The sequence below is a fragment of the Nonomuraea zeae genome (assembly GCF_005889725.1).
Classification (GTDB): Bacteria; Actinomycetota; Actinomycetes; order Streptosporangiales; family Streptosporangiaceae; genus Nonomuraea; species Nonomuraea zeae.
In genome coordinates this window covers 63,597-79,223 of sequence record NZ_VCKX01000019.1, presented here as the reverse complement: position 1 = coordinate 79,223, position 15,627 = coordinate 63,597, and the positions used below count along the sequence as shown (strand labels likewise).

Genomic DNA, 15,627 nt, shown 5'->3' with positions numbered 1-15,627 from the left:
GGTAGAAGCGACAGCCCCCAGCCCCGTACGCCCGTGTGCCCCGTGAAGGGGCGAGGCGGCGGCCGGAAGGGACCCCGTCTCCACGCGATCATCCGGCACGAGGACGCGGCGGCGAGCGTCGGCGGGACGGGACGGCGCCCGTTGCCTGCGACGATCACCTGGAGCGGGAGGATGCGCCGGACGCCGGGAAGAGCGGGCCCGGACTGTGGGCCGTCCGGCGCTCAGATGGCCGGTGCCGACCCCGCGGGAGTCCCCGCGAGCCCTGGACCCGCCGCCGCCGGCGCGGCTCGTGCGGCGCGCCTGAGCGGGGATCTTTTCCTGTCATCCGCGCCAGAATGGTGCAGAGCACCCTATAACCTCTCCTCCATGACCGGATCCCTGCTCGAGGTGATCGCGCTCAACGTGCGCGACGCCGTTGCCGCTGAACAGGGCGGTGCCGACCGGCTGGAGGTCGTCGCCGACATGGCGGCAGACGGGCTCACCCCCTCCCCGGAGACGGTCGCCGCGATCGCCGCGGAATGCCCCCTCCCCCAGATGGTGATGCTCCGCTGCGAGGCCAATTTCGCCGCCGACCCCGACGTCCTGGACCGGCTGAGGCGCGATGCGAAGGCGCTGGCGCAGGCCGGGGCGGCGGGGTTCGTGTTCGGGTTCCTCGACGACGCGGGCGCGGTCGATCTCGTGGCCACCGAGGCGCTCATCCACGCCGTCTCCCCGCTCCCGTGGACCTTCCACCGGGCCGTCGATCACGCGGCCGACGTCCAGGCGTCCTGGCGGGCCGTGCGCCTGCTGCCCAACCTCGCCACCGTGCTCACCTCGGGCTCCCCCAAGGGGGTGGGAGCGGGCCTGCCGACGCTGAAGACGCGCGCGGAGGCGGGTGACGGCTCGATCGTCCTGGCCGGCGGCGGGCTCAAGCCGGCGCACGTGCCCTCCCTGCTCGACTACGGCATCCGCGCCTTCCACGTCGGATCCGCCGTGCGGGCGAGCTGGTCGGACCCGGTCGAGTGGCGGCTGGTCCGCCAGTGGCGGTCCCTGGTCGAGCGCGACTGACAGCCCAAGGGGTCAGCGGGGCAGGGCGGCGTCGGCGCGGCGGAGCGCGGCGGCGAGCGTGCGGATCGTGGCGGGCTCGTCCATGACCCCGCCCCCGGCCTCGCGCTGCTCCTCCCACGCGCGCACCCGGTCCCGGTAGGAGTCGTAACGGGCCAGGTGGAAGGCGTAGACGGTGGCGTACCTGCTCACTAGGTGCGACGGATGCATGTCCCACCCCTGGTAGAAGCCGTGCCGCAGCGAGTGTCCGACCAGCTCCGCGTGCCGCCGCCACAACGCGTGCACGTCCTGCGCCCGCTCCGACGCGGGCGCGGCGGCCAGTGACCCGTCGGACAGCTCAACCCCCGTGCCCGCGAACGCCGTCTGCATCACGTGCCTGGCGTGGTCGCAGGCCGGATGGTCGAGCCGCTGCTCGTGCGGCGGCAGCCCGAGCGCGGCGGTGTAGTCGAACACGCCGAAGTGCGCCGCCGCCAGCCGCCCGCCCAGCGACTCCGCGAGATCACCGCGCAGGAACGGCAGCGTCTGCGGCGCCTCCACCTGCATCTCGAACCGCAGCCGGGCCCCGAGCCGCGGCTCCAGGCGCTCCAGCACGCCCGCGAACTGCCCGAGGTAAGCCTCCATCAGCACCTTCGGGAAGGTGACCGTGAACCCGGAGGGCAGCCCGCCGGCCCGCTCGGCCACTCCCGTGACGAACAGCTCCAGGGTCCGCACCACCCGGCCCGGGTCCCCGTCCGCGAACGACTTCACCCGCGGCCCCCACCGCCGTGGCAGCGCGCCCTCTCCGTGCAGGGCCGCCACCGCCTCGGCGGCCTGGGCGACGTGCGCGTCCTCGACCGCGTCGGCGCGTACGCCGTAGCCGTCCTCGAAGTCGATCCGCAGGTCCTCGATCGGCTCGGTGGACAGCTTCCGCAGCACCTTCTCGTGCACGGCCGCCGCCGTCCCGTCAGGAGTGCCGAAGACCTCGGCCAGCTCGCCGGGCCCGGCCAGGTGCGCTTTGAACAGGGACAACGCCTGGCCGCCCCACTCGGAGACCGTACGGGCGGAGAACCGGTCGGCGGGCACGTAGACGGTGTGGACCGGTTGCCAGCCCGGCTCGGCCGCGGGATAGCGCGCCTGCTGCGCCCGGTAGGTCTCCTCGAACCCGGGCAGCCCGTGACCGCTAGGAACGGCAGGCACGGAGCATGGCTTCCAGGCCGACGAGCTTGACCCGCTCGCCCCGGTTGAGCGACTTGGCCAGCTCGCTCTCCGCGGCCTCGATGGCCAGCCACTCCTCGTACGTCACCGGCCGCACCTCACGCGCGGCCAGCAGCCCGTCGATGCCGCCGTCGCCGACGCGTTCGCCGCCTTCCAGGTCGGAGAGCAGCGTGCGGACGGTTTCCGCCGCGTCGGACTTGTTGGTGCCGATCACCCCGGTCGGCCCGCGCTTGAGCCAGCCGGCCACGTATTCGCGCTCCCGCACGCGCCCCGCCTCGTTCGGGACGGTCATGGTCGACTCGGAGAACGGCACCCCGGGCAGCGGGACGCTCTGGTAGCCGACGGAGCGCAGCACCATCCCGACCGGCAGCGTCTCGAACTCGCCGGTGCCGACCACGCGGCCCTCCTCCGACAGGCGGGTGCGTTCGAGCTTGAGCCCTTCGACCCGCTCGGTGCCGAGGATCTCGACGGGCCGCATCCAGAAGCGGACGTCGAGGCGGCGCGGCCGGCCGACCGGCTCGCGGGCGGCCCACGACTGCAGGATCTTGATGTTGCCCTGGACCTGGCGCGGGAAGTCGATGCCCAGGACGACGGACTCCTCCGGGCGGACGCAGACGTCGGCGTTGGCCAGCTCGCCGAGCTCGCGCAGCTCCTTGAGGGTGAACTTGGCGTGCTCAGGGCCGCGGCGGCCGACCATGTGGATGGCCTTCACCTGGCTCTCCTCAAGGCGTTCGAGCACGTCGTGGGGCACGTCGGTGGCCTTCAGCTCCTCGGAGGTCTTGGCCAGCACGCGTACGACGTCCACCGCCACGTTCCCGACCCCGATCACCGCGATCTCCGGGCTGTCGAGCGTGAACCGGCCGGGATCGACGTCGGGATGGCCGCAGTACCAGTTGACGAAGTCGGTCGCCGCCACGCTGCCGGGCAGGTCCTCGCCGGGGATGCCGAGCCGCCTGTCGACCATCGCGCCCGTGCAGTAGACCACGGCGTCGTAGGCGCCCAGCAGGTCATCCACCGACACGTGCGGGCCGAGCGTGACGCCGCCGAGGAAGCGGACCTGGGGCAGCTCAAGGACCTTGCGCAGATAGTTCGCGATGGACTTGATCGACGTGTGATCGGGCGCGACACCGTATCTGACCAGCCCGTACGGGGTGGGCAGGCGTTCGAGCACATCGACCTGGACAGGCTCCGCCGACTGCTTGACCAGTGCCTCGGCCGTGTAGATCCCGGCAGGGCCCGACCCGATGACCGCCACGTGCAACGTCACGCTGCCTCCTAAGCCTCGGCTACCCCGGACACGCGTCCCATAGATGTAACCGGCCAGTGTGATCGAAGTATCCCCGGCCGCCGGTACGGATGAACCCGTCCCCGCCGAATACCGCTCGATCGGGGCTGTTGCCAACGTAGCCCCTCGACCCCGCGCATGAGCGGAACAACACCTCGGCACTACCGGGGCACTACCCGGAGATCGCCCGCTCACGGAGAGCGCGTTTGTCGATCTTGCCGTTGACGTTCGCGGGGAGGGAGTCGACCACGACGATCCGCGTGGGGACCTTGTAGTTGGACATGTTGTCCTTCGCCCACGCCGTCAGGCTCGCCGGGTCGACGCGCACGCCCGGCCGCGGCACCACGTACGCCAGGCCCGTCTCGCCCGTCCCCGGGTCGGGGACGCCGATCACCGCGGCCTGCGCCAGCGATCCCTCGCGCAGCAGCAGCGACTCGACCTCGGCGGGGGAGACGTTGAAGCCGTTGACGATGAAGAGCTCCTTCTTGCGGTCCACGATCGCCAGATTTCCGGACTCGTCCAGCACGCCGACGTCGCCGGTGTGCAGCCAGCCGTCCGCGTCGACCGCCTCGGCCGTCCGGCCGGGCTCGTCCCAGTAACCGCGCATCACGCCGTAGCCGCGCTGCAGGATCTCGCCGCGCTCGCCGGCCGCCACCTCCTTGCCGTCGTCGTCCACCACCTTGACCTCGATGCCGGGGACGGTCCTGCCGGTGGTGTTCGCGATCACGCCGATGGGGTCCCCGGCCCGGGTCATGGACACCACCGTGCCCTCCATCAGCCCGTACGCGTTGATCATCCGCTCCAGGCCGACCCGCTCGACCAGCCGGGTGATCAGCGTGGCGGGCACGGCGGCGGCCCCGCAGATGGCCACGCGCAGCGACGAGACGTCCCAGGAGCCGCGCTCCAGCTCGTCCAGCAGCCGGTGGAAGAGCGTGGGCGGCCCCGCCAGCACCGTGATCCGCTCCGAGGAGATCAGCTCCATCAGGGCGTCCGGCGTGAAGACCGGGATCGGCAGCATCGTGGCCTGGCGCAGCACGCAGGCGATGAGCCCGGCGTTCAGCCCGAACCCGTGGCTGAACGGCGCGATCACCGGATAGCGGTCGCGCTCGTCCAGGGCGACGATCTCGGACCAGTCCCAGTAGCCGCGCAGGACCTGGGCGTGGTCGAGCATGACGCCCTTGGGCACGCCCGTGGTGCCCGACGTGGACATGATCTCGCACAGGTCCTCGGGGCGGACGGCGAGCGCGCGGTCCTCGGCCTCCCGCGCGGGCACCTCCGCGCCCAGGGCCGCTAACGAGGTCTCCGGCAGCACGGTGTGGCGCAGGCAGGGAACGGGCGGCAGGAGGCCGGCCAGCGGGGACCCCGACGGGCCCGCGCCGGCGATCAGCACCTGCGCGCCCGTCTTCTCGATCAGCTGGGCCGCCTCGATCCCCTTGAACCGGGACGAGAGCGGCACGATGACCGCGCCCGCGTCCCAGATCCCGAACGCGTGCAGCACCCAGTGCGCCGAGTTCACCCCCCACATCGCCACCCGGTCGCCGGGGGCGACGCCCAGGGCGACAAGGCCGCGGGCGATCTCGGCCGCCGCGTCTCTCAGCCCGGACAGCGTCACCCGGGTGCCGCCCTCGGCGACCACGACCGCACCGGGGTGGTGCTCGGCCTGGTCGCGCAGCATGCGGGGGAGCGTCCCCCAGTCCGGCATCGGTGCTGTCATGATCGCCCCGATCTCTAGGAGCTCTAGGTGAGGAGAGCGCGATCCCGGCCCAGGTGGTGGCCGCGCGCGTCGTTCACGGTGCCGGGCGCGGCGGTCTCGGAGACGTCCTTGGCGATGTCCACGGCGATGGCCACGGGGGTCAGCGCTCGTACGGACTGCTCGATCCGCGACTTCCACATGGGGTTGCCGACCAGGCTCGGCCGGCTGAAGCGCACCGTGAGCACCGCCGCGTCCAGCGTCCCCTGCCGGCTGATCGACAGCTCCCAGCCCGCCACCCCGTCGATCTTCGACAGCGCCTTCTCGATGCGGGGCAGCGCCAGCCAGACCCCTCTGACCAGCACGTGATCGCCCACGGTGTGGCCGGGCGCCGGTATCCCGGGGGTGTCGCCGGTCCTCGCCACCTGCCCGGTCCTGAGCACCGCGTCGCCGAGCGCCGAATGCGCGTGCGGGGTGATCACCAGCTCGGCGAGCCCGGCTTCCGGGGCCGCGGCGTCGTCCTTGGTCAGCGCGGCGAGCCCGAGCAGGCCGTCCGCGAGCGGGGCGAGCGGGTCATCCTCCGCCGCGCGCCAGGCCAGGGCGCCGCCGCCGAACGGGCTGGCGTACACCTCCGTCACCCTGGCCCCGAACTCGCCCGCCAGGTGCCCCAGCGTCCGTTTCGAGGCGATCTCGCCGGTCAGGACGATGTTCCGGAGCCCCAGGTCCAGGGGGTCCAGCAGGAACTCCAGGTGCAGGCGGGCCAGGAAGTCCATCGCCCCGGTCGGCGTGCTGACCAGCGTGGTGGCCGACAGCGCGGACAGCGCGTGGTGCAGGCGCATCCGGCCGCGCGGGCCCACGCAGGCGGCTGCCTGCGCCACCCCGGTCGCCGCGTCCGTCCACAGGGCGCCGGCCGGCTCGGCGAGGGCCACCACGACGCGGTCGCGCCCGCCGACCCCCGACTCCCGCAGCGCCGCCGCGGTCAGCTCCGACGCGGCCGTACGGTCGCCGGGGCCCATCGGGAAGACGCTCGACACGTCGGGGGAGACCAGCAGGAGCCCGGTGGCCGAGTGCGCGGCGGCGCCGAGATCGTCCCGGGTCAGCCAGCGAGCCATCGGCGCGTCACCTCTATCGGGGGGAGAGCGGACATCAACGCATCACCTCGGTCATGAAGAGGGTCATCGAGTCGCACACCCGCTCATGCGCCAGCCCGCCGACCTGGGCCTGGATGATGAGGTCCGTGGCGCCGGCCTCGGCGATCCTGGACAGGGCCTTGCGCGAGCCCTCCACGTCGTCCACCACCACCATCAGGTGCTCCCGCAGCGTGGCCATGGCCTCGTCCGGCGGGAGCCCGGCGGCGAGCTGTCCGAGCACGCGGTGGGTGGCGTGGCGGGCGTCGTAGTAGTCGGGCGGGGTGACCAGGTTGACCTGGCGGCGGATGTACCAGAGCACCGCGTCGGCGGCCGAGGCGTTGGCCTCTTCGCGCGTGGGGGCGGCGAACCAGGGGATCATCAGGGCGACCCGCCGGCTGTCGGGGTCGAAGCCGTTCTCCGCCAGACATTCCCGATATTTCGTGACGTCGGCGGCGACATCGTCGATGCCCTTGAGCATCGTCATGCCGAGCAGGTTGTACCCGTGCCGCGCGGCCGCCAGGTAACCCTCCAGCGAGGTGGAGGCCACCCACACCGGCGGATGGGGCTCCTGGGCCGGACGCGGATAGACGGCCACGTCGGGGATCTCGAAGAACTCGTTCGACCTGCTGATGGGCTCGCCGTCGGCCCGCCAGATGGCCAGCGTGGCCTCCAGCGAGTCCTCCCAGATCTGCCGCGACTTCTCGAACGGCTTCTGGAACGCCTGGTACTCCAGCGGCGAGGCCCCGCGCCCGGTCCCGAACTCCACCCGCCCGCCGCTCAGCACGTCCAGGGTGGCGACGCGCTCGGCCGTGCGGATCGGGGACTGGAACGGCAGCAGCACCACGCCGAGCCCCAGGTGGATGCGCTCGGTGCGCTGCGAGATGGCCGCGAGGACCAGGTCGGGGGCGGAGGAGTGGGAGAAGCCCCTGGTGAAGTGGTGCTCCACGAACCAGGCGGTGTCGAAGCCCAGCCGGTCGCCCAGGACGACCTGCTCGATCACGTTCTGGAACGCCTGCTGCTCGACTTCGCGGGTGCGACCGCGGACCTCCAGCTCATACCCCAGGCTGATCCGTAGGGACGTCATCGCGCCTCCGGCGAAATATAGTGAACCAAGCGCTCGCTTGGTAGAGCGTATCAGCAGCAAAGACTTGCGGGAAGGGCGCGGACGCGATCAGAGTGGGTGCTCGTGAAGCGAAAGTACGCGCTGCGGCGGCCGAAGGACGGTGCGCTTCCCGGCGCCGGCGACGACGACCTCTCGCTCACGAGTGCCCGCCGATACGAGGCGTTCGGCCGGGTGATGGCCGCGCTCGCTACCGAGGCCGACTTCATCGAGTCGTGCCGTGATCTGACCTGGTGGCGCGGCTCCGACCACAGCTGGCACATCGAGTGGCGCGACGGCCCTTACGCGTCCGAGGTCGCCGCGTTGCTCGCCGAGCAGGTGCGCGACCCCGAGTTCGACGGCGCGCTCGTCGCCGCGGCCGGTCCGGGGAGCGCGGGCTCGGCCGTGCTCGACGTGATGGGCGTGCGGTTCGAGCTGCGGGCGATCGACCCGATGGGGCGGGCCACCGTACGCGCCAGGCCGGGCTTCTGGCGCCTGGCCGAGGCCCTCGACACGACGCGCCGCACCAACACCCGCCATCCCTGGGAAGAGCTGCTCGGCGGCTAGGAGTCGTCGCCGAGCACGCGGGCCGCGAGGCGGGCGCGATGGGCCTGCGGCGGGCAGAAGAGCTGCGCGTCCGAGGTGGCCCGCTTCAGATAGCGGTGCGCGGGATGCTCCCAGGTGATCCCGATCCCGCCGTGGATCTGGATGTTCTCCCCCGCCGCCGTCAGGTAGGCCTCCGTGCAGTACGACCCGGCGATCGCCGCGAACATCTCGTCGCGCGCCGCCGCCCCGGCTGCCGACCTTGCTGACTCCACGAGGAGGAGCAGGTCGGCCAGCTTGTGCTTGATCGCCTGGAACGAGCCGATCGGCCGCCCGAACTGCCGCCGCCGCTTGGCGTGCTCGACCGCCGCGTCCAGGCACCACTGCGCCCCGCCCACCTGCTCGGCGGCCAGGGCGGCGATCCCGAGGTCGCGTACGCGGGTCCACGAGCCGCCGTCGCCGAGCCGCCGTACCGGGGTGTCCTGGAAGGCGAGCCGCTGCAGCGGCCGGCTCTCGTCCACGGTCCTGTACGCCTCGCGCCGCGCGGGCACGGCCTCCACCAGCAGCCCGCCGACGTAGAGGAGCACCAGCTCGCCCGCCGGCGCATACGGGACGACGCCCGTGAGCAGCTCTCCGTCCAGGCGCAGGTCGCCGTCGCCGGGCAGGACCACGGTCGCCGTCCGCGCCCCCTCGGCCAGCTCGGCCAGGAGCTCCGGGGCCGCGCTCGCCTTGACCGCCTCGACCGCCAGCACCGCCGACTGCAGGAACGGATGCGGTGACAGCGCCCGCCCCAGCTCCTCCGCCACGGCCGCCGTCTCGGCGGGACCGCATCCCGCCCCGCCGTGCTCCTCGGGCACGAGCAGCCCGGCGATCCCCACGTCCCGCGCGAACTCCTGCCACGACGCCTCGGGGCGGTCGGCGAGATACGCCCGGACGACGGTGCGGAGCTCATCGGCGAGTGCCATGCGGACATGCTAACCAAGCGATTGCTTGTTTTGGTAGCGGATGACCGAAATTTGCCTTTTGGGGATGAATACATAATCTGAAGGTGGTCATCCAGAGAAAGTGCCGGGGGCGGGTTGACCAGGAATAGGGAGATGAACAACACCACGATCGATTACGCCGACTTCGCCGAATACGACCGGCGCCAGCGCGGCATCGAACGCCATCTGCTGGCGGCCTTCCTCGGAGGTTTGGTCGTCGGCCTCGTCGGCATGCTCATCTCCGGAGCGGGCCCGGGATGGGCCGGGCTGATCTACGACCCCTACGCCTATCTCGCCCTGTCGCTGACCGTGGGCGCCACCGCGTCGGGATTCGGGTGGGCGCTGCTGACGACGTTCCTGGCGGCGGTGTCCACGCTGGTCGCGGCCATGGGCGCGAGCGCGCTGCGCGGCTACGAATCCTTCGACACCATCGGCGGCAGCGCCGCCGGGCTCAACTGGACGCTCGCCCTCCTCGTCGGCCTCGGCCTGCTGGCCTATGTCACCCGCAGGGGCGACGTCTGGGGCGACCTCGCCGCGGGCGCGGTCGGGGCCGTCCTCATCGCCGACGTGGTGGACCGGGCGACCCCCGGGTTCATCGACAGCGAGCAGGAGTTCTGGCCGGGCCCCGCGCTCGCGGTCGGCCTGGTCTCGGTCGCGCTGGTGTTCGTGCTGCGCAGGAACGCGCGCGGGCGGGTGCGCGCGCTGGCCCTGTCGGCGGTGTTCGCCGGCCTGTTCACGATCTGCATGGCGGCCTTCGTGGCCGGCTGGATCCCGCTCGCGGTCTGAGCCGGCCCGCTCCGGCGCGCCGGGGCACGCGCGCCTGGAGGATAAGCCCGAGCGCGGGGCCGCTCCGAGTCGATAGCCTGTAGTCCTTCACATCCAGGTTCGAGCAAGGAGTAGCCGTGTTGCTGCGCATGTCGTCGTTGTTTCTTCGCACCCTGCGGGACGACCCGGCAGACGCGGAAGTGCCGAGCCACAAGCTGCTGGTCCGCGCCGGATACGTCCGCCGCGTGGCGCCCGGCATCTACTCCTGGCTGCCCCTCGGCAAGCTGGTGCTGGAAAACGTCACCAGGATCGTCCGCGAGGAAATGAACCGGATGGGCGCTCAGGAAGTGCTCTTCCCCGCCCTGCTGCCCCGCGAATATTACGAGGCCACCGGCCGCTGGACCGAATACGGCGACACCCTGTTCCGGCTCCACGACCGCAAGGGCGCCGATTATCTCCTCGGTCCGACGCACGAGGAGCTCTTCACCGACATGGTCAAGGGCGAATACTCCTCCTACAAGGACTATCCGGTCACGCTCTACCAGATCCAGACCAAATACCGCGACGAGGCCAGGCCCCGGGCGGGCATCCTGCGCGGCCGCGAGTTCCTCATGAAGGACTCCTACTCCTTCGACCTCGACGACGACGGGCTCAAGCACTCCTACGAGCAGCACCGCGAGGCCTACATCCGGACGTTCGACCGTCTCGGCATCCGCTACAAGATCGTGTTCGCCCAGTCGGGCGCGATGGGCGGCTCGGCGTCGGAGGAGTTCCTGGCGCCCACGCCCACGGGCGAGGACACGTTCGTGGCCTGCCACTCGTGCGGCTACGCGGCCAATGCCGAGGCCGTCACCACCACCGCGCCGGCCGCCCGCACGTTCGACGACGTGGCGCCGCTCAAGGTCATGGACACCCCCGACACCCCGACCATCGAGACGCTGGTGTCGCACGTCAACGAGCACCACGGCCTGTCGATCACCGCCGCGCAGACGCTGAAGAACGTCGTCGTCAAGGTCACCACGCCCGGCACCGACAAGGTCGAGACGCTGATCATCGGCGTGCCCGGCGACCGCGAGGTCGACTTCAAGCGCCTGGAGGCGGTGCTGGCGCCCGGCGAGCCCGCCATCTTCGAGGCCGCCGACTTCGCCAAGCACCCCGGCCTCGTCCGCGGCTACATCGGCCCGCAGATCCTGCGCGAGCTCGGCATCCGCTACCTCGTCGACCCCCGGGTCGTCACCGGCACGTCCTGGGTGACGGGCGCCAACGAGCCGGGCAAGCACGCGGCGAACGTGGTCGCGGGGCGCGACTTCACCCCCGACGGCACGATCGAGGCCGCCGAGGTGCGCGCCGGCGACGCCTGCCCGCGCTGCGGCTCCGAGCTGTCCATCGACCGCGGCATCGAGATCGGCCACATCTTCCAGCTCGGCCGGAAATACGCCGACGTCGCCGGGCTCGACGCGCTCGGCCCCGACGGCAAGCCGATTCGCATCACCATGGGCTCCTACGGCATCGGCGTCTCGCGGGCCGTGGCGGTCATCACCGAGCAGGCCCACGACGCGCTCGGCCTCGTGTGGCCGCGCGAGGTCGCGCCCGCCGACGTGCACATCGTCGGCACGGGCAAGGAAAACCAGGTGGAGGCGGCCCTGGAGCTGGCCGCCGAGCTGGAGTCGCGCGGGCTGCGGGTCCTCGTCGACGACCGGGCGCAGGTCTCGCCCGGCGTGAAGTTCAAGGACGCCGAGCTGCTGGGGCTCCCGACGATCGTGGTCGTCGGGCGGGGCCTGGCGCAGGGCGTGGTCGAGCTGCGCGACCGGGTCTCCGGCGAGAAGTCCGAGATCCCCCTGGCAGAGGCCGCCGACCGCATCGCCGCCGCCGTCGCCGCCTGACACCCCGGCGCCATCGGCCGGACGGCTGTCGACTGGACGGGCATCGACTGGACGGCGCGCGTCCTGGCATGAGAGCCAGGGCGCGCGCCGTCCGGCGTACCAGGCCGGGTTAGTTACGGCTGATGCAGCGGCCCGCCGGCTCGGGCCGCTCAGGCGGCCGGCAGCGGTGTCTTGGCCCGCCTGCGCAGCACCGCCGGCCCGACGAGGCAGGCCGCCGCGACGAGCAGGATGACCAGCGACACCGGCCGCGTCACGAACACCGAGGGATCCCCCTCGCTGAACGCCAGCGCCCTCCTGAACTGCACCTCCATCAACGGCCCCAGCACCGCCCCCAGGATCAGCGGCGCCACCGGATACCGCGCCCGGTGCAGCACCCACCCCAGCAGCCCGAACCCGTAGGCCACCAGCACCTCGAACACGCTCTGCGAGATCGAGTACACCCCGAGCGTGGCGAACGTCAGGATGGCGGCGGTCAGCAGCGCGGCGGGCACGCTGAGCAGCTTCACCCACACCCGGATCAGCGGCAGGTTCAGCACGAGCAGCATCACGTTGCCGATGTAGAGGCTGGCGATCAGGGTCCACACCAGCACCGGCTGCTGGTCGAAGAGCTGCGGCCCCGGCTGCACGTTGTAGATCTGGAACGCGATCAGCAGCATGCTCGCCGTGGCCGACGTCGGGATCCCCAGCGTGAGCAGCGGCACCAGCACCCCGGAGAACGCCGCGTTGTTGGCCGCCTCGGGCCCGGCGACCCCTTCGATGGCCCCCTGCCCGAACTCCTCCTTGTGCTTGGACAGCCGCTTCTCCACGTTGTAGCTCAGGAAAGTGGGCAGCTCCGCGCCGCCCGCGGGCAGCGAGCCGATGGGCAGCCCGAACGCGGTGCCCCGCAGCCACGGCTTCCACGAGCGCCGCCAGTCCTCGCGGGTCATCCCGATCTTCCCGTCCACCGTGACGGGAGCCTGCGCGGGCCGGTGCCGCCCGGCGGCCGTCGAGACCGCCTCCGCCACCGCGAACAGCCCGACCGCCACCGCCACCACCGGCAGCCCCTCGTAGAGCTCCGGCACCCCGAAGGCGAACCGCGGCTGCCCGGTCATCTGGTCGATGCCGACCATCCCGATCGTCAGTCCCAGGAACAGGCTCGACAGCCCGCGCACGATCGAGTCGCCCATCAGCGAGGTCACCGTCACGAACGCGAGCACCATGATCGAGAAGTACTCGGCGGGCTGGATCAGCTTGGCGATGTTCGACATGCCGGGCGCGAGGAAGGTGATGACCACCGTCGAGATCGTGCCCGCCACGAACGACCCGATGGCCGCCGTCGCCAGCGCCGCCCCAGCCCGGCCGCGCCTGGCCATCGGATAGCCCTCCAGCGTCGTCGGGATCGACGCCGTCTCGCCGGGGATGTTGAGCAGGATCGCGGTCGTGGAGCCGCCGTACATGCCGCCGTAGTAGATCCCGGCGAACATCACGAACGCCCCCACCGGGTCGAACACGAACGTCAGCGGCAGCAGCAACGCGATCGTCGTGGCCGGCCCGAGCCCGGGCAGCACGCCCACGAGCGTGCCGACGGTGACGCCGAGCATGGCGAGCAGCAGGTTCTGCAGGCTCAGCGCGTGGCCGAAGCCGTCGAGCAGGTTGCCGAGCACGTCCATGTCAGATCGCCAATCTGATCAGGCCCGGCGGCAGCGAGATGCCGAGGAGCCGGTCGAACAGGAAGTACGTGGCCAGCGCCAGCACCAGCCCCACCAGGACGTCGCGGACCGGCCTCCTGCTGCCCAGCACTCTGGCGACGGCCACGAAGAACACGGTGGTCGTCTGCCAGTAACCCGCGGGGACGAGCAGCAGCGCGTACCCCGCCAATGCCCCCACCAGCCACAGCACCGACGGCCAGTGCGTGCTCCCGGCCTCGTCCGGCTCGGACTCCCGCGCGCCGGCCGCGCCGGGCCGGAAGGCCTGGACGACCCCGATGACGGCCACCACGGCCAGCCCGCCACCGACCAGCAGCGGGAACGCCCGGGGCCCCACGGCCTGGTAGCCGTTGCCCTGCGGGATCGCGACCGCCTGGGCCAGCACGACCAGGGCGGCCAGCAGGAAGCCGAGCGAGACGATCCGCTGCGTCACTTGCCGAGCCCCAGCTCGCCCAGGATGGCGGTCACCTGCGTCCGCTGCTCGGCCAGAACCTTGCCGAACTCGTCGCCGGGCGTCCAGTCCTCGGTCCAGTTGTTGCGTTCCAGGACCTTCTTCCAGCACGAGCTCTGGCGGACCTTGTCGAGCAGGCCGATGACGTCCTGCTGCTGCTCCTTCGACAGCCCGGCGGGCGCCAGCACGCCGGCCAGCGTGGAGACCGCCTCGTCGGCCAGCCCGAGCTCCTTCATCGTGGGCGCGTCCACCCCGGCGACCCGCTCGGCGGAGTCCACCGCGAGCGCCCGCAGCTCACCGGCCTGGAGCTGCGCGCGCAGCTCGGCGACGGTGTCCACGCCGACCGTGGCGGCCCCGCTGAGCAGCAGGTTCATGGACTCGCCGCCGCCCGCGGTGGGCACGAAGTTGATCTCCTTGGCGGCGATGCCCCGGCCCTTGGCCAGCCCCGCCACGGTCATCTGCCCGGGCCCGCCGAGCGAGCCGCCCGTCCACTTGACACTGTGCGGCCTGGCCTCCATCGCGTCGAGCAGCGCCTTCAGATCACGGTACGGCGACGCCTTCGGCACCACGATCGCGCTCGGCCCCCGGCTCAGCCCGGCCACCGGGGTGAGCGACGACAGGTCGACCGGCGACTTGTTGTTCACGATGCCGCCCAGCATGGTCACGCTGTCCATGACCATGAGCTGGTACGGATCGCCCTGCTTCTTGGCGAACTGGGCCAGCCCGATCGTGCCGCCCGCGCCGGGGACGTTCGTGACCGTGGCGTCGACGTCGGCCACCTTGCACTCGCTGAGCGCGGCGGCGATGCCGCGGGCCCGCGTGTCCCAGCCGCCGCCCGGGCTGCCCGGGGCCATGATCGACAGGGCCTTGCTCGGATAGCCGCCGTCCGTCTCGGCGCTCTCGCCCACGGCGCAGCCGGTGAGCGTCACGGCCGCGGTCACCGCGACCGCCGCCAGCAATCTGATCTTCATGATGACTCCCGGGGGGTGAGGATCGAAGCGAAGAAGTCCTTGACCGGATCGAGCACCAGCATCGGGTCGTGGCCCACGCCCGGAACGACGTCGAACCGCACGCCGATGCCGTGGGCCTCGAAGTTGTCGCGCAGCGCCCTGAGCCGCTCGATGCGCGTGACGCCGTGGGCGTCGGCGCCGTCCATCCAGTTGGTGTCGCCCGGGTTGTTGATCTCCCAGGTCTCCACGTCGGCACTGCCCACGACCATCTGCACCGGCACCTCGCGCAGCTCCTCCACCCTCGGAGCGCACCCGAACTCCGCCTCGAACCCCTTCAGCCCGATCCACCACGGGCTGCTCGGATCGATGTACGTTATCCGCCCTGGTGCACCGATTGACAATCCGGCGAGCCGGTCCGGGTGCAGGTAGCCGAATCGGTGCACGAACTGGCCGCCTCCCGAGTACCCGTGCAGCAGGAACCGCTCCGCGGCCACGTTGAAGCGCTCGCCGACCTCGTCGACCATGGCCAGCAGCGCGTGGTCGAAGCGGATGTCGCCGTACCTGAGGAACTTGAAGTTGTGCAGGTCGTCGGGGTCCACGATGCCGGCGGGGAAGAGCGGGGCGAGCACCACGCAGCCGTGCTCCTCGGCCCAGTCGGCGAAGTTGTCGCGGTACTGCGGGCCGCGCCGCCCCGTCCCGTGCTGCAGGACGGCCAGCGGCAGGGGAGCGCCGTCCGGGTCGTGCGCGGACGGGACGTACAAGCAGTAGGAGAACCTCTGGTCATATCTCGACGCGAAGACGGTCGTCGCACCCGCCGAGTAGAACCCCGTCGGATGCTTGACCACGTGCAGTGCCTCAGCCATGAGGCGACAGCCTGGGCAAACACGGGATCGTCCACAAGGAGATTGCCGCCAACGCGGTAATG

Annotated in this window: 14 protein-coding genes; 4 read left to right on the top strand and 10 right to left on the bottom strand. The window is 71.7% G+C overall.

Features of this window, described 5'->3' with window-relative positions; all coding sequences use genetic code 11:
• Positions 1–366 precede the first annotated feature (366 nt).
• A complete protein-coding gene (locus tag ETD85_RS09185) occupies positions 367–1,047 on the top strand; it encodes a copper homeostasis protein CutC (protein WP_138689189.1) in 681 nt (226 codons plus the stop codon).
• Positions 1,048–1,059: 12 nt separating this feature from the next.
• On the opposite strand, the gene ETD85_RS09180 is transcribed toward ETD85_RS09185, so the two are convergent.
• From ETD85_RS09180 to ETD85_RS09160, 5 genes are all read right to left on the bottom strand, one after another.
• Positions 1,060–2,220 carry a DUF6986 family protein gene (locus tag ETD85_RS09180; protein WP_138689188.1) on the bottom strand — a complete coding sequence of 387 codons (1,161 nt, stop codon included), beginning with the start codon at positions 2,218–2,220 and terminating at the stop codon, positions 1,060–1,062.
• Positions 2,204–3,505 (bottom strand): FAD-dependent oxidoreductase, encoded by a 1,302-nt coding sequence (locus tag ETD85_RS09175; RefSeq protein ID WP_240779048.1) that lies wholly within the window; start codon positions 3,503–3,505, stop codon positions 2,204–2,206. Before ETD85_RS09175 ends, ETD85_RS09180 begins: the two co-directional genes overlap by 17 nt.
• Positions 3,506–3,695: 190 nt before the next feature.
• Entirely contained in the window at positions 3,696–5,237 is a 1,542-nt protein-coding gene (locus ETD85_RS09170) for an AMP-binding protein (protein WP_170246581.1), read from the bottom strand.
• 23 nt (positions 5,238–5,260) lie between these two features.
• Positions 5,261–6,325, bottom strand: a complete 1,065-nt coding sequence (locus ETD85_RS09165) for a phenylacetate--CoA ligase family protein (RefSeq protein ID WP_138689187.1) — start codon at positions 6,323–6,325, stop codon at positions 5,261–5,263.
• A gap of 34 nt (positions 6,326–6,359) precedes the next feature.
• Positions 6,360–7,427, bottom strand: coding sequence for an LLM class flavin-dependent oxidoreductase (locus ETD85_RS09160; RefSeq protein ID WP_138689186.1), 1,068 nt, complete (start codon positions 7,425–7,427; stop codon positions 6,360–6,362).
• 102 nt (positions 7,428–7,529) lie between these two features.
• Between ETD85_RS09160 and ETD85_RS09155 the strand changes: the two genes are divergently transcribed.
• On the top strand, positions 7,530–8,009 hold the full coding sequence (locus ETD85_RS09155) for a hypothetical protein (protein WP_240779047.1): 480 nt from the start codon (positions 7,530–7,532) through the stop codon (positions 8,007–8,009).
• Here the strand turns inward: ETD85_RS09155 and ETD85_RS09150 are convergent.
• A complete protein-coding gene (locus tag ETD85_RS09150) occupies positions 8,006–8,950 on the bottom strand; it encodes an acyl-CoA dehydrogenase family protein (protein WP_138689184.1) in 945 nt (314 codons plus the stop codon). The genes ETD85_RS09155 and ETD85_RS09150 overlap by 4 nt on opposite strands.
• Positions 8,951–9,082: 132 nt before the next feature.
• Between ETD85_RS09150 and ETD85_RS09145 the strand changes: the two genes are divergently transcribed.
• Both ETD85_RS09145 and ETD85_RS09140 read left to right on the top strand, forming a co-directional pair.
• Positions 9,083–9,754, top strand: a complete 672-nt coding sequence (locus ETD85_RS09145; protein ID WP_138689183.1) for a hypothetical protein — start codon at positions 9,083–9,085, stop codon at positions 9,752–9,754.
• Positions 9,755–9,870: 116 nt separating this feature from the next.
• The gene (locus ETD85_RS09140; RefSeq protein WP_206058201.1) at positions 9,871–11,616 is read left to right on the top strand and encodes a proline--tRNA ligase; all 1,746 of its coding nucleotides are present in this window, start codon (positions 9,871–9,873) and stop codon (positions 11,614–11,616) included.
• A gap of 149 nt (positions 11,617–11,765) precedes the next feature.
• Here the strand turns inward: ETD85_RS09140 and ETD85_RS09135 are convergent, their stop codons facing one another.
• The 4 genes from ETD85_RS09135 to ETD85_RS09120 are packed head-to-tail and all read right to left on the bottom strand — an operon-like array spanning position 11,766 to position 15,565.
• On the bottom strand, positions 11,766–13,265 hold the full coding sequence (locus tag ETD85_RS09135) for a tripartite tricarboxylate transporter permease (RefSeq protein WP_138689182.1): 1,500 nt from the start codon (positions 13,263–13,265) through the stop codon (positions 11,766–11,768).
• 1 nt (position 13,266) lies between these two features.
• Positions 13,267–13,734: a tripartite tricarboxylate transporter TctB family protein gene (locus ETD85_RS09130; RefSeq protein ID WP_170246580.1), complete on the bottom strand. Its 468-nt coding sequence runs from the start codon at positions 13,732–13,734 to the stop codon at positions 13,267–13,269.
• Positions 13,731–14,723 carry a Bug family tripartite tricarboxylate transporter substrate binding protein gene (locus tag ETD85_RS09125; protein ID WP_138689180.1) on the bottom strand — a complete coding sequence of 331 codons (993 nt, stop codon included), beginning with the start codon at positions 14,721–14,723 and terminating at the stop codon, positions 13,731–13,733. The genes ETD85_RS09130 and ETD85_RS09125 overlap by 4 nt, the downstream gene beginning before the upstream one ends.
• Positions 14,720–15,565: an alpha/beta hydrolase family protein gene (locus tag ETD85_RS09120; protein ID WP_138689179.1), complete on the bottom strand. Its 846-nt coding sequence runs from the start codon at positions 15,563–15,565 to the stop codon at positions 14,720–14,722. Before ETD85_RS09120 ends, ETD85_RS09125 begins: the two co-directional genes overlap by 4 nt.
• Positions 15,566–15,627 lie beyond the last annotated feature (62 nt).

Bases quoted from the DNA above. Each gene is read 5' to 3' on its own strand.
- ETD85_RS09185 (WP_138689189.1), top strand. From the start codon at position 367: ATGACCGGATCCCTGCTCGAGGTGATCGCGCTCAACGTGCGCGACGCC.
- ETD85_RS09170 (WP_170246581.1), bottom strand. From the start codon at position 5,237: ATGACAGCACCGATGCCGGACTGGGGGACGCTCCCCCGCATGCTGCGC.
- ETD85_RS09165 (WP_138689187.1), bottom strand. From the start codon at position 6,325: ATGGCTCGCTGGCTGACCCGGGACGATCTCGGCGCCGCCGCGCACTCG.
- ETD85_RS09160 (WP_138689186.1), bottom strand. From the start codon at position 7,427: ATGACGTCCCTACGGATCAGCCTGGGGTATGAGCTGGAGGTCCGCGGT.
- ETD85_RS09150 (WP_138689184.1), bottom strand. From the start codon at position 8,950: ATGGCACTCGCCGATGAGCTCCGCACCGTCGTCCGGGCGTATCTCGCC.
- ETD85_RS09145 (WP_138689183.1), top strand. From the start codon at position 9,083: ATGAACAACACCACGATCGATTACGCCGACTTCGCCGAATACGACCGG.
- ETD85_RS09135 (WP_138689182.1), bottom strand. From the start codon at position 13,265: ATGGACGTGCTCGGCAACCTGCTCGACGGCTTCGGCCACGCGCTGAGC.
- ETD85_RS09125 (WP_138689180.1), bottom strand. From the start codon at position 14,723: ATGAAGATCAGATTGCTGGCGGCGGTCGCGGTGACCGCGGCCGTGACG.
- ETD85_RS09120 (WP_138689179.1), bottom strand. From the start codon at position 15,565: ATGGCTGAGGCACTGCACGTGGTCAAGCATCCGACGGGGTTCTACTCG.